General features: G+C 40.7%; 18 protein-coding genes. 7 read left to right on the top strand and 11 right to left on the bottom strand.

Annotated features, from left to right (window positions below):
• Positions 1–32: 32 nt before the first annotated feature.
• The 4 genes from V7K73_RS06345 to V7K73_RS06330 form a co-directional block, all read right to left on the bottom strand.
• A complete protein-coding gene (locus tag V7K73_RS06345; RefSeq protein WP_334878173.1) occupies positions 33–1,283 on the bottom strand; it encodes an MFS transporter in 1,251 nt (416 codons plus the stop codon).
• 474 nt (positions 1,284–1,757) lie between these two features.
• Positions 1,758–3,236 (bottom strand): HlyD family secretion protein, encoded by a 1,479-nt coding sequence (locus tag V7K73_RS06340; protein ID WP_334878171.1) that lies wholly within the window; start codon positions 3,234–3,236, stop codon positions 1,758–1,760.
• Between the two features lie 162 nt (positions 3,237–3,398).
• Positions 3,399–3,866, bottom strand: a complete 468-nt coding sequence (locus V7K73_RS06335) for a MarR family winged helix-turn-helix transcriptional regulator (protein ID WP_334878169.1) — start codon at positions 3,864–3,866, stop codon at positions 3,399–3,401.
• Between the two features lie 88 nt (positions 3,867–3,954).
• Positions 3,955–4,149, bottom strand: coding sequence for a hypothetical protein (locus tag V7K73_RS06330; RefSeq protein WP_334878167.1), 195 nt, complete (start codon positions 4,147–4,149; stop codon positions 3,955–3,957).
• Between the two features lie 212 nt (positions 4,150–4,361).
• Here V7K73_RS06330 and V7K73_RS06325 point away from each other — a divergent pair, with 212 nt between their 5' ends.
• Entirely contained in the window at positions 4,362–6,101 is a 1,740-nt protein-coding gene (locus tag V7K73_RS06325; RefSeq protein WP_334878165.1) for a hypothetical protein, read from the top strand.
• Positions 6,102–6,297: 196 nt separating this feature from the next.
• Positions 6,298–6,942, top strand: a complete 645-nt coding sequence (locus V7K73_RS06320) for a class I SAM-dependent methyltransferase (RefSeq protein WP_334878163.1) — start codon at positions 6,298–6,300, stop codon at positions 6,940–6,942.
• Between the two features lie 240 nt (positions 6,943–7,182).
• Here V7K73_RS06320 and V7K73_RS06315 read toward each other — a convergent pair whose 3' ends face one another.
• The 3 genes from V7K73_RS06315 to V7K73_RS06305 all read right to left on the bottom strand — a co-directional run bounded on the left by V7K73_RS06315 (position 7,183) and on the right by V7K73_RS06305 (position 11,282).
• Complete coding sequence (locus V7K73_RS06315; RefSeq protein WP_334878161.1) at positions 7,183–8,007, bottom strand: zinc-dependent peptidase; 825 nt, start codon at positions 8,005–8,007, stop codon at positions 7,183–7,185.
• A gap of 435 nt (positions 8,008–8,442) precedes the next feature.
• Positions 8,443–10,365 carry an Hsp70 family protein gene (locus V7K73_RS06310; RefSeq protein ID WP_334878159.1) on the bottom strand — a complete coding sequence of 641 codons (1,923 nt, stop codon included), beginning with the start codon at positions 10,363–10,365 and terminating at the stop codon, positions 8,443–8,445.
• A gap of 14 nt (positions 10,366–10,379) precedes the next feature.
• Entirely contained in the window at positions 10,380–11,282 is a 903-nt protein-coding gene (locus V7K73_RS06305) for a hypothetical protein (RefSeq protein ID WP_334878321.1), read from the bottom strand.
• A 276-nt stretch (positions 11,283–11,558) separates the two neighbouring features.
• On the opposite strand from V7K73_RS06305, the gene V7K73_RS06300 reads away from it, so the two are divergent.
• Entirely contained in the window at positions 11,559–12,353 is a 795-nt protein-coding gene (locus V7K73_RS06300) for an SAM hydrolase/SAM-dependent halogenase family protein (RefSeq protein WP_334878157.1), read from the top strand.
• 361 nt (positions 12,354–12,714) lie between these two features.
• Positions 12,715–13,878, top strand: coding sequence for a DNA polymerase III subunit beta (dnaN, locus tag V7K73_RS06295; RefSeq protein ID WP_334878155.1), 1,164 nt, complete (start codon positions 12,715–12,717; stop codon positions 13,876–13,878).
• 481 nt (positions 13,879–14,359) lie between these two features.
• On the opposite strand, the gene V7K73_RS06290 is transcribed toward dnaN, so the two are convergent.
• Entirely contained in the window at positions 14,360–15,958 is a 1,599-nt protein-coding gene (locus V7K73_RS06290; RefSeq protein WP_334878153.1) for a B12-binding domain-containing radical SAM protein, read from the bottom strand.
• Between the two features lie 121 nt (positions 15,959–16,079).
• Between V7K73_RS06290 and V7K73_RS06285 the strand changes: the two genes are divergently transcribed.
• On the top strand, positions 16,080–16,736 hold the full coding sequence (locus tag V7K73_RS06285) for a hypothetical protein (RefSeq protein WP_334878151.1): 657 nt from the start codon (positions 16,080–16,082) through the stop codon (positions 16,734–16,736).
• On the opposite strand, the gene V7K73_RS06280 is transcribed toward V7K73_RS06285, so the two are convergent.
• Positions 16,720–17,499 (bottom strand): DNA methyltransferase, encoded by a 780-nt coding sequence (locus tag V7K73_RS06280; RefSeq protein ID WP_334878149.1) that lies wholly within the window; start codon positions 17,497–17,499, stop codon positions 16,720–16,722. The two genes, V7K73_RS06285 and V7K73_RS06280, sit on opposite strands and share 17 nt — an antisense overlap.
• Between V7K73_RS06280 and V7K73_RS06275 the strand changes: the two genes are divergently transcribed.
• Positions 17,484–17,825, top strand: a complete 342-nt coding sequence (locus tag V7K73_RS06275; protein WP_334878147.1) for a helix-turn-helix transcriptional regulator — start codon at positions 17,484–17,486, stop codon at positions 17,823–17,825. The two genes, V7K73_RS06280 and V7K73_RS06275, sit on opposite strands and share 16 nt — an antisense overlap.
• Positions 17,826–17,896: 71 nt before the next feature.
• Here V7K73_RS06275 and V7K73_RS06270 read toward each other — a convergent pair whose 3' ends face one another.
• Both V7K73_RS06270 and hemE read right to left on the bottom strand, forming a co-directional pair.
• Positions 17,897–18,874, bottom strand: a complete 978-nt coding sequence (locus V7K73_RS06270; RefSeq protein ID WP_334878145.1) for an NAD-dependent epimerase/dehydratase family protein — start codon at positions 18,872–18,874, stop codon at positions 17,897–17,899.
• Positions 18,875–19,057: 183 nt separating this feature from the next.
• Positions 19,058–20,119 (bottom strand): uroporphyrinogen decarboxylase, encoded by a 1,062-nt coding sequence (hemE, locus tag V7K73_RS06265; RefSeq protein ID WP_334878143.1) that lies wholly within the window; start codon positions 20,117–20,119, stop codon positions 19,058–19,060.
• 257 nt (positions 20,120–20,376) lie between these two features.
• Between hemE and V7K73_RS06260 the strand changes: the two genes are divergently transcribed.
• Positions 20,377–21,111, top strand: coding sequence for a hypothetical protein (locus V7K73_RS06260; protein ID WP_334878141.1), 735 nt, complete (start codon positions 20,377–20,379; stop codon positions 21,109–21,111).
• Positions 21,112–21,234: the final 123 nt, after the last annotated feature.

The raw sequence follows: 21,234 nt of genomic DNA, 5'->3' as shown, positions 1-21,234 counted from the left end.
CAAAATTAAAATATGATCCCTATTTAAACTTCTTAAGTTTCGATAATCCCCTTTTGCTCATAAATTGGACGCATCATTTTCTTTAAAGCAGGCAACTGTCTGCTAAAAATGATCGACCCTAAAATACAAACTATACCATCAATGATTAAAGTGTTGGGAGCGCCAATATGACTGGCTAAAAAACCTCCTAATAAATTGCCCACGGGAATCATCCCCAAAAATGACATTGTGTATAAGCTCATCAATCGCCCGCGTTTGTCATCTTCTACAATTGTTTGTAAAAAGGTGTTGCTAGCAGCAATTTGAAGAATTGTTCCTAAGCCAACAAATAACATTGTAAATAAAGAGAGTGGTAAAAATCTAGACAATGAAAAGGCAATTAGACCCATTCCTAAAATTGCTGGTGCTAAAGCAATTAATTTACCAATTCCTAAGATTGTTTGGCGCGTAGTCAAATAAATACCACCAGTTAAGGCTCCAACTCCAGAAGCCGCCATCAAAAAACCCAAACTTTCTGCACCACCTTTGAGAACTTGTTCTGCAATAATTGGTACTAAAATAGTGTTTTGTAGCCCCATAAGGCTAACTAAAGCTGATAGCAATAAGATTGCTCGAATCGGTGGGAAACTAAAGGCATATACAAATCCCTCTTTGACTTTTTCTATGGGATTACCGTCAGTTACTACATGTTTCCACGGTTTAACTTTCATTGCTAATAAAGCGGCGATGACAGCAATGTAACTCAAACCATCAAATAAAAAACAATAACCAGTTCCAACCCTGGCAATTAATAAACCCCCGATCGCAGGCCCAATTAATCTAGCACCGTTGATCATGGTAGAGTTGATAGCGATCGCATTGCCTAAATCTTCTCTGCGCTCAACCAATTCTGGGACAAATGCTTGGCGGGCTGGCGCATCTAAGGCGTTAATAAATCCTTGCAACAAACTCAAGGTGATAATCTGCCATATCTGGATAACACCAGTCAGCGCCAGCGCCGCTAATGTTAAGGATTGAATCATTGCCAATACTTGCGTACAAATTAAGGTACGATATCGAGAAAAGCGATCTACAAAGACTCCGCCAAAGGGAGCTAAAAAAAAGCTAGGAATTTGACTCGAAAATCCCACAACTCCTAGCATTAATGGGGAATTTGTCAAGCTATAAACTAGCCAAATCGTAGCTAGTTGTGTCATCCACGTCCCAATTAGAGAAATACCTTGTCCGGCAAAAAACAGCTGGTAGTTTCTTGACCTTAAAGCAGGTATTAGGGGTTTTTTCATGTTACAGGTTGTTTGAAAAAGTCTAATTTATTACTAGCCTTGGCGGTTAGAAACCGCGGCTACACAGACAAAACCTGCCTCCGCAGGTTAAAAACCCTTGATGAGTGTATTAGTCCACGGAGGTGGACTTCGTTTGTGTAGTAGCGTTCGCGTCAGCGTGCCGGAGGCTCTATTTTATTCGCCCAAAACTTGTTCATTCATCCTCTTAGTGCTTGCTTTATACCAATCTGCTTTTATAAATATCATTTCACCTCATCTCTATACCCCTATCTTTAGATGTATGAAAATGTCATAGGCAGAAAGAGGTTTTTCAATCTGTTTGCAGTCAATTTAATATTAATGATGTCCGGTTAATTACTTACTAAACCCCAAGAACCCCACCCCGCCAAAGCTGTGCTTTTGCTCCCCTCCCCGCAAGCTCTTAGGGGTTGGGGGTGGGGTTCTTTTATTATGGGTAATTTGGGGGACATGATATTACTTGACTTCCACAGCAATTTCCGCAGACATCCCCGGAGTAATCCGCGATTCGTAGCCTTGAATGCTCTTTTGGTCGAAAACTATTTTTACTGGGATACGTTGGACAACTTTAGTAAAGTTACCTGTAGCGTTATCCGGTGGTAATAAGGCAAACTGAGCGCCGGAAGCTGGCGAAATACTGTCAACACGACCAATAAAGCCATGATGAGGAAAAGTATCCAGCTTGATTTCTACTGGCTGTCCTGGGCGCATCTTTTCTAATTGAGTTTCTTTGAAGTTCGCAATTACCCAATAGTTGTTATCGACGATCGCCATTAATGGTGTTCCCGACTGGACTCGGTTACCAACTTCGACGTTTTTTCTACCTACGCGTCCAGCAGTAGGGGCGGTAATATTAACATAAGATAGTTGCAATTGGGCATTTTTCAGCGATGCTTCTGATTGCGCGATCGCCGCTTTTGCTGCTTCATATTGGCTACGTTTTACTGTGGTATCTTGTCCACCTGCGGTAGCTTGTTGCAATCCTCCCTTAGATGCTGCTAATTTAGCTTGGGCGTTGGTGACATTTTCTTGCGCCTGTGCTAATTGAGACTGAGCTTGGGCTACACCAACTTTGGCAGAAGCTAATTTGGCTTGCGCTTGTTTTACTCCCTCAAGAGCGGCGTTTTTCTGTGCGATCGCTACATTATAAGCGGCCTTGGCTGTGTCTAGCTGCTGGCGAGGAATCGCACCTGTTTTATACAAATCGTTGTAACGATTGTAATCTGCTTGGGCTTTTTCTAAATTCGCATTTGTTTGCGCTACCTGCGCTTGGGCTGCTGGTATCCCCGCTTGGGCTTCTTGTACTACTGCTTGGGCTGCTGGTATCCCCGCTTGGGCTTCTTGTACTGCTGCTTGGGCTGTGGAAATTGCCGCTACAGCACTGCTAACATCACCTTGGGCTTGAGTTGTCTTACCAGTGGTGGTTTGTGAAGTTAAAGAAATACTTGCTTGGGCGGCTTGGGCTTGACCACGAGCATTTTCTAGGGCGGCTTGGGCTTGTTCTACCTGACTTTGATAGTCCCGTGGATCTAACTTCACCAACAATTGTCCTGGTTGCACCAGTTGGTTATCATTCACAAGCACTTCACTTATAGTTCCGGGAATGCGGGTACTAACTTGGTGAATGTTTCCGGCTACGGTGGCGTTATCTGTTTCCTGATGGGTGGAGGAATATTGCCAATAGTGATAACCAAAAGCACCTGCGGCGATCGCACCCACAGCACCTGCTGCCAAAATTAAACCAGTCGGTCTTTTCCGCTTCGGTGGAACTTCTTTTTCTTTCTCCTTCTCTATCTCAGGTGTTACAACAGGCGCTTCTGCTGTTGTCGATGTTTCTATGGTCACAGCCTCTAAAGTCTCGGAATCAGGAATCAATTGTTTTTCAATAACTGGGGTTTTGTGTCCGTTGCGTCCGTTAAAAGTATTAGTTTTCATGATTCTTAACTTGTTTTTTCGTTCAGTAATTTGATTGATAGCCTTTTATTTAGAATGCGTAGTATTTTAGGAAAAAAAATCTTTTTTTCTTAGTATGCGTACTATTATCTCAAAACAAATCTTTACACCACCTCCCCCAGTCGGGTGATTATGGGATCATCTTTAGGAGAGGTTAGCGATCGCCCGGTTCAAGATTTCAGAAAACAGTTCCCGATCAGCAAAGGAAATACCATTCATCGCTTCATCACGCACGGCTGCGGCGATTGGGGGTAAAACACCTTCTAGTTCCTTACCTGCATCCGTTAGCCAGATTCGCCAGATGCGGCGATCGTGAGTGTCGCGTTCTCGGCGCACCAAGCCGCGTTCTTCCATCCGATCTAGTACACCTGTTAAAGTCCCACCCACTTGTTTGAGTTTGTCCCCAATACTAGAAGTAGGTAACCCATCTTCTTGCCACAAACAGCACAACACCAGCCAGTGAAATGGCGTAAGTCCAAAAGGTTCTAGCCTCTCTGTAAACTTGCGTCCAAGCAGTTGTGAGACTAATTTGATTCTGTAACCCAAATTGTATGGTGCCAGATTTTGCTGCCACGAATCTAAAGCTGGGGAGTGATTAGATGTAGAAACCATTTAGCAAAATACTTAGTATGCGTACTATTATTATAACTAGATTAATTTTTTTAGCAATACTTGCTTGACATCTGCTTGCCAGTCCGTCTTAGGGAATAAATTCAATCAACTGGTACTCTTTGAGGCTGCCGATAATCTGGTGAGGTCGAGATAATTTAGGGGAGTGGTCAGCATATATCCAAGCATAGCTCAAAGGTGGTATTTGGGAAATAGAGGCTACTTGTTGGAGGTGAATAGAAAGATAGAAATTAAGCACTACTTGGGTTTTCTGGCCTATTTGCACATAGTAGGTAGGATGAGATTGGAGAATTGAGGCGATCGCACTTTGTTGTCAGAAAGATTTTAAAACAGGGTAAAACCTGATTGGTATATCGGTACATTATTTTATTACAAGTCTCTTAGTACTTGAAGATAGTACAATCATAAAAATTGAAGAAAGCTTTTGATTTTCCTCATTAACGCGATTGATTGATTCAGACCTGGACGGGTATAATAATGCTAATTCCACAAGTACAAAAACTTTTAACAACACCTCTTACTCAAAAAAATAGACAAAATCAATCTCGATTGACTGTCATCTTTTGGTACAGTCTAAGTCTAACTTTTGCTGTTGGCTATATTATTATGGGGGTGCGACAAGCTTTCAGCAGTAAATATATAGTCAGCGACGATGCACGGGAATATATTTCTTGGATGTATCGTTACTTTAACCCAGATTTATTTCCTGGGGATTTAATCGCTGATTATTTCCAGTCGGTGACACCAATTGGATATGGTCTTCTTTATAAGATAATTGCGGCTTTAAATATCGATCTAACTTTCTTTAGCAAAATTTTTCCAATAGTACTAGGACTAATTACAACTAGCTATTGCTTTGCAGTCTGTATACAGATATTACCAGTGCCAATGGCGGGGTTTATTGCATCTTTACTTTTGAATCAAAGTCTTTGTATGCATGATGACCTATTTTCTGCAACTCCTAGAGATTTTATTTATCCCCTATTTTTAGCTTTTCTATATTATTCAATACGGTCTTCTGCATTAGGTATATTAATTGTACTTGCACTCCAGTGCTTAATATACCCTGTAATAGGTTTTGTCGATTTATTAATTTTATTTTTGAGATTATTTAGCTGGAAAAATGGGCAGATAAGTATTTCTCAGAATCGAAAAGATTTTATTTTATTTGCAGCAGCAATTATGATTGTTGGTATTATGATTTTACCTTATGCCATTCAATCATCACAATTTAGCCCGGTAATTACTGCTGCTGTTGCAAGAACTATGCCGGAATATTGGGATGGAGGAAGATTCAAGTATTTTAGTCATAATATTATTAGTTATTGGTTTGATGGTAGAGATAGCGGGTTTTTTGCTTTAATTTCACCTCCGCAACTATTGGTTGGTTTATTATTACCAATTATTCTGAAAATCCAGTCTCCTTATTTTCTCCTAACCAAGCAAGTAAATGATCAAGTCAAACTATTGTTACAGGTAGTAATAGCTAGTTTAATAATGTTTTTTACTGCCCATGCCTTAGCTTTTCAACTATACTGGCCTAGCCGCTACACCCATCATACTTTTAAGATAATACTTGCTCTTGCAGCAGCAATCTCTATTACCTTGATTTTAGATGCTACATTTCGATGGTCGAGACAAAATGGGAGACAAATTTTAATTTTAGGGGCTAGTATAATCCTTGGTTTAGGACTCGTTTTGCACCCTAGCAGCTTCAGCTTAAAAGTTTTTCCCAAAACCCCTTATGTAGAGGGTACAGTCCCAACATTATATAATTTTTTGCAAAAGCAACCGCAAAATATTGTCATAGCCTCTACTTCTGAAGAAGCAGATAACATTCCTATTTTCGCTCAAAGAACCATTTTGGTTGGTAAAGAATATGCTTTACCAACCCATACAAAATATTATGCTCAATTTCGCCAGAGGATGGTTGACCTTATTAATGCCCAATATACTGAAGATATTAACCAGCTTAAAGAATTTATCCAAAAATACCACGTAACTTTTTGGCTATTAGAACGTTCTGCATTCATTCCCGAATATATAACTAAAAACACTTGGCTACAACAATATCAGCCAGCAGCACAACAAGCGAACACAAACTTACAAAAAGCTCTACCCATCTTAGCGACATTAATTAACTCTTGTGCAGTTTTGGAGACTGATAATTTAGTACTTCTCAAAACAGAATGTATCAAAGTCGTAACCAAGACTTGAACACAATGCCCAATTATAATCAAAGCTATAGGATTGAAATAGCAATGCTGATTAACTACTTTGACTTCACAAAAAAAAGGTTCTTCAGTAGTACTTGTAGTTAGTACTGAAGAACCCAAATATGTTACATAGTGATTGTGAAAAAATACCTTAAATTGCCGCAATTCTGCTAAAAAGTTCTCTAAAACAAAGATTTATGCAGTTAAGACCGAATCAACGCCTGAAATTAGACGATACAGACGATAAGCTTTTCTATGCGTATCCCCGCTTTGTTACCCATGTCGATGAAGGATTTATTCAACAGCTAACGGATTTATATAGCGATCGCCTCAAACCCAACACCCGCATTTTTGATATGATGAGCAGCTGGGTGTCTCATCTGCCAGAAGAGATGCAGTTTGCCCATGTGGAAGGACACGGACTCAACGCTGAGGAATTAGCACGAAATCCTCGCTTAAATCATTATTTTGTCCAAAATCTTAACGAAAATCCGCAGCTACCTTTCCCAGATGAAGATTTTGATGCTGTTCTCAATTGCGTATCTGTGCAGTATGTGCAATATCCAGAAGCAGTATTTTCTGAAATTTACCGCATCCTAAAACCTGGTGGTGTCGCAATTATCAGCTTTTCTAACCGGATGTTTTTTGAAAAGGCGATTCAAGCTTGGCGGGAGGCAACAGATGCACAGCGAGTAGAATTAGTCAAAGAGTATTTCGCCTCAGTTCCAGGATTTACAACCGCAGAAGTTATAGCGAATAAGTCAACATTACCGAATTTATTACAGTGGTTGGGTGCAGCTGGAGGAGATCCATTTTATGCCGTTATAGCTTACCGGAATTAAGTCAAATATTTACTAATAATGCTATGGCTGCTAATGGTTATAACGCCACACAAAGTTATGACAAAGCGAATTTGCAAGGTAAGTAAATCGGCGAGAAAAAACCAAACTATGTAACGAAAAGTAAAATGTCTGTATTTGGCTCGTAGTTGCGCTTTAGCGCTAAAGCGCAACTACGAACATTTTTGAAGGAAGTTTGATTAACTGAATAGAATCTGATTTATTCTTACCTACTTACTTACTTTACGTCCATTGCAGAGGATCTAATTGATAGTAACGTTGCAATTGCTCATAAAGTACTGGATGTTTGGATAACAATTGGTGCGGTTTCTCAAAGAATGTCTCAGTCGCTACGGCAAAAAATTCTGCGGGATTCGTTGCACCATAGCTGTCCATTACTGTATTTACGCCTTGTAGAACATCATTACAAAGTTGCTGATATGCTTCTGTCATCACCTTCGCCCAAATAGCATAATCTGAGTTGCTTTGCAGTATAGGAACTCCATCACCTTTACCATCTTCTTGATCCAACTGATGGGCAAATTCATGAAGCACAACGTTACGTCCATCTCTCCAGTTATTAATGTCTTGTTTCACCTGTTCCCAAGAAAGTACTAATTGGTCATTTGTCCACGATTCACCTAGTCTTGCCACACGCCTTTCTTCAACAACATAATTTCCAATTGCAGTCGTTTCTTGAACAAAATAAGCGTTGGGATAGACCAGAATGGAACGAAGTCTAGGGAAGTATTGCCCACGTTCATTTAATAGGAGTAAACAGGCGATCGCAGCAATGGTCAGTTTCATTTCCTCCGTTACCTGTAATCCTCTACAGCCAATAAATTGCTTTTCTGCTAAAAATACTTGAATATGTCCCTGAAGTCGTCTGATTTCATTGGGAGAGAGACAAAGATAAATGGAAAGATTATTTTCAATAATAGCATTCCACAGTGGGGGAAAAGGACGGTGCTTTAGGCGGTTTCTTCGCCTTTTTACTAGAATGGGATTGATTAAAATCCCAGTGATAATCAGCCCAATGATGATAAATACAACTATTGTTTGAATCATTGAATTATGAGCAGGTTACATTTTTAAATAATTGGTAAACATCAAAACTAGATAAAATAATTGTTTTTGTTGTGGCTCAATAACTAAATTTAAATGGGACTTTTTTATCTTTTATAACGTTTCCTAATAAGACAGGAATTACGTAAAAAGGCAGTGAAAGCCCTGATTTTCCGTAGGGGAAATTCATGAATTGCCCCTAGATTTTGTACCTAATGCGTAAGTCCTATAAGAGTGAGGTTAAGCTGTACCTCACCCCCAACCCCTCTCCTTATTAAGGAGAGGGGTTGGGGGTGAGGTTTTGATATGTAGTTCATGGTCTGGAAACTGCTATATTTTCCTACTGTTGCTAGCACTCTGATTTTAGCCACAATTTTAAAATATTAAGGACATACCATAAGAGGTTCTAAAAAATATATTTACTACCATACATCAACGCTATTGAATCAAAATTATGCAAGATTGAACTTTGGTAGAAAGGGTTTTTTGAAGCCCTTCCTGAACTTTGCTAATCAGTTTATCAAAAGCCTCTTGATCTGCTGTCAATTGTTCTTGAAGAACATTCTCTAACTCAGGCTTTATTTGCTCAGACATCTCCTCGATTTTGTTGTTGCTCAAAAAACTAGAACGAACCCAACTAGGTACATCCACATTAGTCTTGATTACTTCTTGAACACTCTTACGATTTAGCTCCATTCCTGCTGCCATCATCGAAGCCCCATATACTAATGCAATCGGCCAGGTTAAATGTCCAGTTAATATAAGAGTGATGATGCTAGCTACAGTGCCTCCACCAATTACTACATTGACAATAAAGCCCACTGTCTCAGCCAAGATAGCATCTCCAATTCGTAGCTCTGGATTAACAAAATTTGGGTCAATACTATCCTGGAACCTTAAGCTGCTTCTAGGTATCTGAAACTTTCGACAGATTGGATCGGTTTGTGCGGCTAAATCGGGTTGGATTTTATTACTAAACCAAGAAGCGCATTGATAATTAATTATCTGCACAGCGCGATCGCTTTTGAGCCACTGTTCTGCCCGACCGATTAAAGCTGTTTCCAAATCGGCTAAAGTCCGTATTTTGTTTTTTTGCCAATCTTTTAAACCTGGTTTAACTGCGTTGACAATCAAGCCATCTGTCAAAGGCTTAGTTAGTGATTCGATTAACTCCGGGATATGCTTTTCAATCAAACCTTTAAGTGTGTTCGAGGTAAATAGTTTGTTGACTTCTTGCTTAAAAGCAGCAGCCCGCAAATCCCATCTTCCTACTCGTGCTAAACCCATTGCAATACACCGTTCCGGTTCAGAATCGGGGCGAAGCTGCGTTTCTGGTTCGGGAAACATTTCTTGACAAAGCAAGTGCGTAAACTTCATGCGAGATGCACCGCCAGTCATCAGCACAAGTTTTGGCACAATTCCCAGTTTTTCTAGCTTTTCTTTCGCCTCGGTTAAAGAGTCGCTAAACGATCGCACCCAACTATGATGCTCCAATTCCGGTAAGGGCTGGTTTAAAATTTCCTCCATCATCAATTTATTGACTTGGGGAATAAAATAAATCTGTTCGTTGATCGACTCGAAGCCACGCGCAAAGGATTCAGGATCGCTATATAGCTGTTCATTAGAAAAGTAATCTTCTTTTGCTTTGCGACAAGCAAGTTCACAACGAGCTTGGTGATGCGGATATTCCTTAAATACTTTTTCGAGTAATGCTTTTTGTTCGTGGTTGGCGAGAGTCTGGGCAAAAATAGCTTTGTCAATTAGCGATGCACCTAAAGTATTACTCCCAAAATCTATCGGGATTTCTTCTAAGCTCTTAACCAAAGTAAAATCTGTGGTTGAAGAACCAATATCGACAATTAACACCGCTCCTATAAGTTTGTCATACTCCAGTTTCCCGGCTTCTTTAGCTTGCATGAAAGCAGCCCGCGATTCCGGTACAACATTTAGTTGGGGAATACCAGCTGCTTGAAGTAACTTTTGGTATTCGGTGCGATCGCTAACTGACCATCCTGAAGGGCAACCTATGTAAAAATAACTACCTTCCCCACCTTCAAGTTGTTTGCTTTCTTTCAAAAGTCGGTAGTAGGTTGCGACAAAAGTGCTAATTGTTTCTCGATATTTGGGGTCGTTGTTGGGTTTTTGCTTAAATGAAATTGTCAGCTGGGTAACGCCAGCTTGAATTAATGCTTGTTCGCCGACAAGATAACCGAGTTTAGGATGCCAACCAAGGGCTGTAATTTGGTTCTTCTTGTTATTAACTTCCAGCATCTGGGGAGGTTCGATGCTTTCTACTACAGCTTTAGCTACAGCCGTTTCACCGTGTCCCAAATCAAAACCGATTGTTTCTAAAATTTCCATACCCTTATTGTCTATTATTCTCTAGAAGCAGAATATGCTGGCTCAATTACTCGACCGCGCCGAATTAAGCGATCGCCTTTCAACAAAGCCGGAGTTAAAGTTACGTGATCTTTGGTATCGGGGTCGATACTTGGCTCAAAGTCAAAATAGCCGCGATCGCTATGCGGGTCATTTGGTCGGTAAATTTGAGCGTTAATTCCCTGAGACATTAAAATTTGTGGCAGAAGTTTTGCAAGTTCATAAGCCATTTGGGGTTTATCAAGTTTTGATGCGCCCATTAGCCTTTGCAGAAAATTCAATAGCTCTGGTAGTTCTTCTATTGCTAGATCGCTTTCATGTTTATTCCATTCTTCTACTCTACCTACTGCTAGGTCGATAGTGTTGAGAGCATCGCCAAGGTGATCTAAAAATATTTTGCTATCAACCCGGAGCATAGGTTTAGGTAATTCCAATAGCTCTGAAGACATAGAATTTTGCTGGTTGTTTAATTCGAGTTGAAGTACAACTTCTACCCCTAGAAGTAGAGAGATTAGTAAAATAGCCATCCATGCACCTGGGGTTGTTTTAGTTAAGGAGAATAACGAACCTAAGATGCCGATATAAATTAGTCCCTTTAGTAGTTTCAGGATTAATCTGCTGGAAAACAACTTTGTAGGGTTAATAAATTGCTTTTGTTCTGTTGGAGCAATTTGAGAATAGTTAGCCGCAGCGAGAGTGGCGATGGACTGTCGCAGCGTATCTAAGAAAAAAGAAGCTAGACGAACTTGAGCCAAATTGAGCTTTTCAATGTAAATTCTTTCGAGATTATCAAGTCGATTCTGAACCAGTTTAACTATCTCCTCAATGTTGGTTGTATTATCAATATCTGTCTTGAGTTGGTTGCGTTCTTCGCTAAAAAGTGAATTGATTGTTTTCATTGCGTTGAGTAAGACTTTAAGGTTACTAGTAGGGGGAAAATGAGCAGTTGTTTGTTCATTTAACCCTGTAATCACATAATGACTGATGTAATTAACTGAGTTGTATGGTTCCAGCATTTTTTTACGGGAAAATTGCGCTCAATGTTATCAAGAAATCTTGCATATAGTTGAGATCGCATTTAGACTGCTGATGAGGCAGATTCACTGGCATGTTTTGAACATTACCCATTGCCTAACCATTGATTGCAAATTACTAGCTAAGGAAGGAGGAGCAGAATGTTTATTTGTGTTATTGCAGACTACGGTACAGGAGATCCGGCATTTACAGAAGTAACACAGCGTTTGCTGATGGCTTTTCCCCATGCCCAAATTCATTTGCTTTCGGTTCCAGCATTCAGTACATTGGCAACGGGATTCTGGATTGCCCAGCTAGGACTCAACCCAGGGCCTGGCGATCGCCTAATTTATCATAACTGTGCGCCTCGTCAGGATGATCCTGAAGCCCGTCGAGACAATGAAGGTGAAGGACTAACTTATGCCCTTTTATCCAATGGTGTAAAAGTAGTAGGTGTAAATGCAGGGTACACACTCTCCTTTATCAAAGACTATACAAAGGAGTTGCGAGTGGTCAACGTTTCTCGTGGTGGTTCGCAATTTCGCTCACGCGATGTCTTTCCGCCGGCTGCGGCTGCCATTATGAATGAAGATTTTAGCCTTCTAGGAGATAGTCTTAAAAGTGAGCAAATCCCAGATGTTCCACCAGATAGAATAGCCTGGATTGATGGCTACGGCAACATCAAAACAACTATTGGGGCGCATACACTGAACTTGGAGCCTCAAACCAAAATCGTGATCCGAATTGGAGATGTAGTCAGTGATGCAGTCTATTCTGATGGCAGCTTCAAAGTTTCTGAAGGAACTTTGGCCTTTGCTCCTGGTAGTTCCGGTTGGTCAAGAGGCGATTCAGGAGAACCATTGCGCTTTTTAGAGCTATTTCTGCGAGGAGGGAGTGCTTGGGAACGCTTTGGCCGTCCCCGCGTAAATCAGCAAGTAACTCGAATGGTGCATTAAACCAATTCGCAATTCGCAATTCGCAATTCGCAATTCGCAATTCGCAATAGAGCCTCCGGCACGCTCCGCGGTTTTCATGCCCAAAGGGCTGTACGCAATTAAGTTTTGTGACTCTTATTTAGACCCCGACCCAAAACTTTCTGCTTGTAGAGACTCTTGACTTAAACCCGCAAAGTTCGTTAAGGCTTTAGAACTCCCAACTCCCAACTCCCAACTCCCAACTCCCAACTCCTAACTCCCAACTCCCAACTCCCAACTCCCAACTCCTAACTCCTAACTCCTAACTCCTAACTTTTTCATCCAAACTCCCAACTCCAAACTCCAAACTGTTAGGATATCTTTCACCAGCTGAATCTGACTTATGAAATTAGTTTGCTCCCAAAGCGATCTTAGTACAAACCTCTCACTCGTCAGTCGTGCAGTACCTTCACGACCAACTCATCCAGTACTTGCCAATGTGCTGTTACAAGCGGATGCCCAAACTAACCAAGTAAGCTTAACAGCCTTTGATCTCAGCTTGGGAATCCGCACCAGCTTTAATGCAGAGGTATGGCAAAGTGGTGCGATCGCACTTCCTGCTAAGTTACTTGTAGACATCACCTCTCGTCTTCCAGAGGGCGAAATTACTCTAGACGATGAATCAGCCCTCACAGGTGTTACACCCGGTGGAGAAGGTTTAATTGTTACACTAACACCCAAGAGTGGACATTACCAAGTCCGAGCAATGGGGCCTGAAGAATTTCCTGAATTACCTGTAATTGAAAATACAGAAGTAATCTATCTCACAACCACTGCATTAATTGAGGGATTACGCGGTTCATTGTTTGCCACCAGTGGTGATGAAACCAAGCAAGTACTTACGGGAGTGCATTTAACAGTTAAACAAGATACTCTAGAATTTGCAGCTACCGACGGACATCGCCTAGCAGTGGTAGAAACTAGCAACGAGCGTCCTTTAGGCGGAACTAGTCAATTAGAAGTGACAGTACCAGCTAGAGCATTACGCGAATTACAACGAATGCTAGCTCATAGCGCTTCGTCAGATGAACCTGTAGCTTTATATTTCGATCAAGGTCAAGTTGTGTTTGCATGGCAAAATCAACGCTTGACTAGTCGCACATTAGAAGGGCAATATCCTGCCTATCGACAACTAATTCCGCGCCAATTTGAGCGACAAGTCACAATTGAACGGCGACAATTTGTCAGCACTTTAGAGCGGATTGCTGTACTAGCCGATCAAAAAAATAATATTGTCAAGGTTAGTATTGATAGCGAAGCTCAAGAAATTACCTTATCTTGTGAAGCCCAAGATGTGGGGAGTGGTAGAGAGTCTATGCCAGCCCAAATTTCTGGGGAAAACATAGAAATTGCTTTTAACATTAAATATTTGATGGAAGGCTTGAAAGAGTTACCATCTACCGAAATTCAAATGCACTTAAATCAAAGCCTAACTCCAGTGATTTTTACGCCATTGGGAGGTTTGAAAATGACCTATTTAGCGATGCCGGTGCAACTGAGAAGTTAAATAATTCGTAATTCGTAAGTAAGTGGGCGCAAATAATCATCACTGATTCGTAGTTGCGCTTTAGCGCTAAAGCGCAACTACGAGCCAAATACAGAGATTTTACTTTTCGTTACATAGTTTGGTTTTATCTTGTCTACCTACTTAATTCGTAATTCGTAATTCGTAATTAAATAAGAATACCTAACCCCCAATCCCTTTCTTAGGGAGCATTCCAATTTTGGCTTAAATCTTTTCCCTCACCCCCAGCCCCTCTCCTATCATTTGGGAGAGGGGAGAGAAAGTACAGCTTTGGCTCTTTGGGGTGATTCGGATTTAATAAGTAATCAAGCGGACGTGATAAGTAGGTAAGCGTAATTAAACAATAAGAAAAAACCTCACCCTCAATCCCTCTCCAAAGTATCGGAGAGGGAAGCCGGATAGAGGGTGAGGTTTTATATTTAATTTGACCCACTTACTTATCAGTTGTTATTTTCCAATGAAACTAACTGACTACAGCTTCCGCTTTTTCCTGGGCTTTTTCCTTCACTAGCACATAAGGCGTTTCTGCACCTTGTGCGAGATATTCAGCTAGCTGACTTTCAATTTGATCGCGCACAATTTGGCGATACTCTAGAAAATGCTCGTTGTGGGCGCAAGCAGAGATGTAATGCTCAAGAACGCCAGGGTTCCGCTTGAGAATGCTAAACAAATGATGCCAGAATTTCCAACGGGTTTCCCGTTTGATGCCTTGTCGCCAAATTACAATTAACAACGCTTTCACAACCACCCATTCTGGCATTTTCGCTGGCGCTTTCCAACTTGGCAAACCCATCATCAAGAAACAGCGATAGGTACGATCTAAATATTGTACTGGGTCGTATAAAGTACAAAAGGCTTCAATATATTCTCTGGCAAGTTCTTCTAGAGGACGGGTGGGTAGGAAGTTCATCAATGTTGTTTGATTGATGTTGCCATCTTGATTTTCCCGTAGTCGCCCTTCTTTTTTCAGGCGATGCCAAAGCGCAGTGTTAGGTAACGCTTGCAACATGGCAAAGGTAGTAGAGGGAATCGCGGCTTGTTCTGCAAAGCGGACGATGCGATCGCCTGCACCTGCTTTTTCGCCATCAAACCCGATAATAAACCCAGCCATTGGGCGTAATCCGGCTCTGGTGATGGTTTCTACTGCCTCAGTTAGGGAACTGCGAGTATTTTGAAACTTCTTAGTCATTTGCAAACTATCCTCATCCGGCGTTTCGATTCCCAAAAACACCGCCGAGAAACCGCACTCAACCATCAACTCCAACATTTCTGCATCTTGGGCTAAGTCAATTGAAGCTTCAGTGTCAAACCGGAAGGGATACTTATGTTCTGCCATCCAGACTTTTAACTCTTTGAGCAACAATTTTACATTTCGTTTGTTGCCAATAAAGTTGTCATCCACCATGAACACACCCCGCCGCCAACCCAATTCATAGAGGTAATCTAATTCTGCTAACAGTTGGGCTGGGGCTTTGGTGCGTGGTTTGCGCCCGTAAAGAACAATAATGTCGCAAAATTCGCACTGGAAGGGACATCCGCGCGAAAACTGCACCGACATCATGTCATAAGCATCTAATTCTAATAAATCAAAGCGGGGTATTGGTGTGCTTGTGACATCAGGTTTTTCTGTGGCGCGGAAAGTGCCAGATGTGTCTCCCCGTTTGATTGCCTCAATAAACATAGGGAGAGTGATTTCTCCTTCATCCAAAATCAGAAAATCTGCGCCAACATTTTCAACTTCGTGAGGTACAGAGGTGGGGTAGGGGCCGCCAACTGCGACTAGCTTGCCACGTTTTTTGGCTTCCTGGATTTGCTCAAGTAAATCTTGTTTCTGGACAATCATCGCAGAGAGAATTACCACATCTGCCCATGCCCATTCTGCTTCTGTTGCGGCGCGGATGTTGCGATCGACTAGCTTGAATTCCCATTCTTGGGGGAGAATTGCGGCTACTGTTACTAAACCTAAAGGTGGTAATAAAACCTTGCGATCGACTAACTCCAAGATTTTTTCATAAGACCAAAAGGTTTTGGGAAATATCGGATACACCAACAAGATTCGCATGTAGTATCAATCCTCACACTTTGATTGTTATCCCACTTTAACGAAAATTAAGAGCTATTGACTTTTTACTAAAAAGGTTATTTTAATACACATAAGTTTAAATTTTTTATAAGCTATATGTATGTATAATATTCTAGAACGTTGGAATATTACGGTTGAGGAGCTTAGTCAAGCAATTCTTGAAAATGGTAGCCTACGCGGAATGGTATTTGGTTATGTAGCTGAAATTAAGCTGCGTAATATCCTTAAAAGTGCTGGGACTATAGCAAGCTTGGTTAAAGACGACGATCATGACCGAAAGAAAAAGGGCGACCTCCGCATCACATATAAAGGTCATGAGTTTAAAATTGAAGCTAAATCTCTTCAAACTGCTCGTAATAAAGTTTTAAATGATGCAACTTTTGAAGGAGTATCACAAGTTGATGCCAGCGATCGAAGAACAGTAACATTGCCAGATGGATCGAAGCTTGAGACAACTAATCTTGTTGTCGGCGAATTTGATATATTAGCAGTAAATTGCTTTACATTCGAGGATAAGTGGCATTTTGTTTTTGCTAAAAATAAAGATTTACCTCGAACTAACTGGAGAAAATACACAGAAGCACAACGGCAATATTTGTTAGCAACAATAGTTAAAGTTACATGGCCTCCTACAGGTATATTTACAGCTAATATATTTAGTCTTTTAGACAAAATAATAGAAGAACAAAGCAATGAACCTAAAGAGGTTATTCTTGTTGAAGAGAAAGGTAAATCACCTTTTATTGCCGAAGAGTAACTATATTAGAAATGCGAGTTTTTATTTTCTGAAATACTAAGAAGTAAGAATGATTTTTCCTTGCATGTACTTGAGTTTTTAGTCTACTAACACCAGGTTGGTTAGCTCGCATTACTACAAACAAATCTTTTGTGTAAAAGCCTAAAGATTCATACGCTGTAATAATCTCTACATGGGTTAATCGCTGTTTATTAGCACTTACTTCGTCCTGGCACTTAACTATAAAAATACCTTTAGGTTTCATTACTCTATATGCTTCTAGACCAGTTTTAAGGTACAAATCTACAACAGCATCATGCCACTTTGGTTGGTCATCTGCATGTTCTATGGCTTTACCATTAGAGTAGTGATCTCTAAAAGCTGAGTGTGTTCCTGACCCTGCTAATTGTCTAACTGAGGAGCGAAATAGACCTTCCATATAAGGTGGGTCAAATACCATACAATCAAGATAATTATCTTGAAATGGAAGCATCCTACTGTCTATTTGTGTCTTAACTTGAACTTCATGAATGGGGTCTATCTGTACTTTCGCATCAATATCTGAAAACAGTATCCGATACTGATTTACTGGAACCTGTTGCCAAAAAACCCCTTTGCCATAGGTAACATCAGCAACAATAGAATTTTTCGGAACATGTAATTTCATTATGTTTGCAAAAACTTCTGCATTCCCTGTAATGTAAGAGGATACAATGACATCTGTCGTTGCCTCACCACCCTGGACACGGCAAGGTTTTTGTTCTGATAATGGTAACTGCTCCATTAGGGATTTTTTTTAAACACTTAAGTTTATTCATATTCAATACTCTACCTGAAGTAGAGTATAAAGTCAAGGTATCCAGCAGTGCAGGAAAAAAAACTATAAAAATTACGATTACGTTAAAACAATATTTGGATTCTGTTGGAATTACTTCTTACGTCTTGGGCAAGTGGGTTGATGGAGTAAGCCCTCAAATGGTCTACGCCATAGCAAATGGTACGCGTCGCCCAAGTTTGGAGGTATTAGAAAAAATTATTAGCAGTCTCCATTCTCATGGTTATCCTGCAAGCTTAGAAGACATTATTCAAATTGAAGCAAAAGAGAACTAAGCTGTAGATTCAATACTCCCAGGTAATTATTAATTATTTGGGAAAAGTTTTTCCAGTTATACTCGAAGGGGCTACGATAATTCTTGCAATTTGTTAGAGCTAGCCTCAACGCCACTAATTTTTAAAACATCAGTCATGGTTGCACAATAATTTGGCAAGCCGAAACTATCAGGATTGATGAATTTTTTATATGTAAAATGCCGATAGTTCATGCAAAACCGATCCCATGCGGCCATCTGAATGCGGAAGAGAACAATAAACAAGTTAGCTAATGCTATAGATATGGGAATGCGAAAGTAAATCTTTTTGCCCAGATAAGCACAAACTTCTTTCACTGCTTGATTAGCAGTTAAGGGTGCTTGACCTAAAACAAGCCGATGTGGTTGATCGTTTTCGGGAGGATGATCGATTAAATATTGCACGACTGTGGCAATATCTCGCCCGTGGATAAAGTGAAAACTGCCATCTGCTTCTAGAAAGCGAATCAAATTAATATATTTCGTAACTTCTGGAATGCCAGATGTGAGATGAGAATAGGGTTTTTTTGCATCACCGCCTAATACTAAAGTAGGAAATACTGTGGTAATTTTGGGTGCGATCGCTAATTTTTCTTTTTTCTCTAAGCACTCATATTTAGAACGGATATAATCTGTGCCAATTTCCCCGGCTTCTTTTAATGGTTGATTGTACTGATCCAAAACGCTAGCTGTCGAAAAATAAATCACCTGCTGGCAACGTTCTGGATCTAAGAGTTCGAGCAACTCTATAGTCTTAACCACATTAATATCAAATGTCTCATCACCACCCCAAGCTGTGGCTGTGAGTACCGCCGTATCAATTGTGGATAGCAAATCGGCAAATTGGCGAATATTTTGCATATCACCTTGCAAAACGTTGATACCTAAACGTGCCTTGGTATCAACTTGCAGTTTACTTGGGTTCCTAACTAGTAGATACAGTTCGTGATCTGTTTCCTTAATTAAGACTTCTGTTAAATAATGACCTATGCAACCACTTGCACCAGTCACTAAAATCCGTTTCTGGCTCATACTAAGATTTTAATAAGTTAGGAGTTAGGAGTTAAGAGTTAAAAATAAAGTTAAAAGTTCCAAATTAGGAGCCATGAATCAAGTTAGGAGTGAGGAGTTAAGAATAAAAAAATAACCCTGCGCCTCGCAACTGATAACTTTATAGTTTATAACTCCTAACTCATAACTCATAACTCATAACTCCTAATTCTTAACCCCTGCAAGATTCAATTCTTTTGCTGTTTCAAAGAAGAAAGCAACATTTTCTTCGGGAGTTTCTGGTAAGACACCGTGACCGAGATTAAGAATGTGACCCCAATTACCAGCTTTGCGAACGGTATCGAGAATGCGATCGCGGATAAACTCTTTAGAGCCGAATAACACGCCTGGGTCAAGATTTCCTTGAACTTTGACTTGCTTACCCAATCTGGCTCGTGCGTCTGCCATATCCACTGCCCAGTCTACACTGACTATATCAGCGCCAGATTGTGCCATTCTTTCTAACACACCTGCACTACCGCTAACTAGCAAAATCAAAGGTGTATCCGGGTGGGTTTGCTTGACTTGCTGAAAAACTCGCTGCTGATAGGGGAGAGCAAAGGTATCATAATCTTGAGGACTCAATTGACCCGCCCAAGAATCGAACATTTGCACAACTTGAGCGCCGGAGTCAATTTGGTAGCGGGCATAAATGGCGATCGCATCTGCTAATTTAGCTAACAGTTGATGCAATATCGTCGGGTCGGAAAATGCCATGTTTTTGATAATGGAGTAGGTTTTAGAACCTTTTCCTTCAACTGCATAAGCTGCTAATGTCCACGGCGCACCCACAAAGCCCAACACCGTTGATTTATCGCCTACTTCAGAACGCAGCGCTTGTAAGATTGTTTTGATAAATGGTAGAGCTGCTTCTGGTTCTAAAGGATGCAGACGTTCAATTTGTTCTTGAGTGCGGAGGGGCGAGTGAATGATTGGCCCTTTACCTTCGGCAATATCCATGTCAATGCCCAAACCAGGTAATGGGGTGACAATATCAGAAAATAAAATTACTCCGTCTGGCTCAAAAGCTCTCCAGGGTTGCAAGGAAACTTCAATTGCTACATCTGGAATTTCGGAGCGATCGCGAAAGGAAGGATACTTCTCTCTTAAGTCTCGATATGCTTTCATATATCGTCCCGCTTGTCGCATCATCCATACAGGGGGACGATCTACTACTTCACCACGAGCAGCCCGTAAGAGATGAGGAGTCGTTGAATAAACACCCATTTATCACTTCATCCTAAGTCACAATTTTTATGCCACTGTTTAGCTTATCATTCTGGGATTACGCTTTTTCAGCAGGTTTGGAGATTAGGGGAGTGGAAAGTCGGGAGTGACGACTAAGGAGTGAGAAATAGGATAAAACAAGAATCAATATTGAAGTGAGGATTGGAAATTGGGCATGGTTATTATTCTTATCCCTCGTCTCCTTTGTCCCCTTGTCTCCCACTCCCTACTCTCCACTCCCCACTCCCTAACTCCCTATGCAAACTGACTCTAACAGTCCCGATCGTGTTGCATCTGCTAATAATGAGCCTAATCCAGGAAAGTTTTTGATTCCGCGATCGCAGCGACAGCGGTTCTTTATTCAGTTTACCTTAATGACCCTGATCGGATGGGTTGTGGGTGGCGTTGCCAGTATCGCCTTAGAGAAAATTATTCTCCAAAGCTTACTTAGTGTTGCAATCGAACCACAAATATGGAGCATTGTTGCCAGAAGTCTCAGCGATGTTGTATTTGCCCTGATTTTTGCTGCCGATCAAGCTCTTGCTATTTACCGATATTTACTGCCTTGGCAGTGGATATTTGCTACTAGTGCAGGTTGGCTGATTGCCAACGGCGTTTCTAAAGCTTGGATTAACTACATTTCAACCATTGTCTCATCATCTCCTGAACAAACTTTTATTTTGGGATTTTTGTCTGCGATCGCATATATTATTTCTGGTATTTGGCTGGGGCTTTGCCAATGGCTGGTATTGAGGCGATACACAACAGGTATTTGGTGGTGGAATTTTTTACCCTCAATCTCTTTTTTATTGATTACTATTTTGGTTTGGTTACTTTTTCTTGTGCAAAATTTGATTCCAGAAGCCAACCGTAATTTTATACTGTATTGGACTGAACAAGGATTTACAGCACTAATTTTGGGAATTATACCAGCAATTGGCTTATGTACCTTGAAAAGAAATTCACATCGCCAAAGTGGAATTTCTAGTTAATTATCAAAAAATTGGTAAGTAGGTCGGCGAGAAAAAACCAAACTATCAGGACTTACGCAAAAACTCTCTCAAACTTTTATTCCTCTGTGTTCTCTGCGTCCTCTGCGGTTCGTTTTTTGGTCA

Origin of the sequence: Nostoc sp., assembly GCF_036916975.1 — a bacterium.
Classification (GTDB): domain Bacteria; phylum Cyanobacteriota; class Cyanobacteriia; order Cyanobacteriales; family Nostocaceae; genus Nostoc.
The sequence above is the reverse complement of the archived record's forward strand: the minus strand, read 5'-3'. Positions and strand labels throughout refer to the sequence as shown.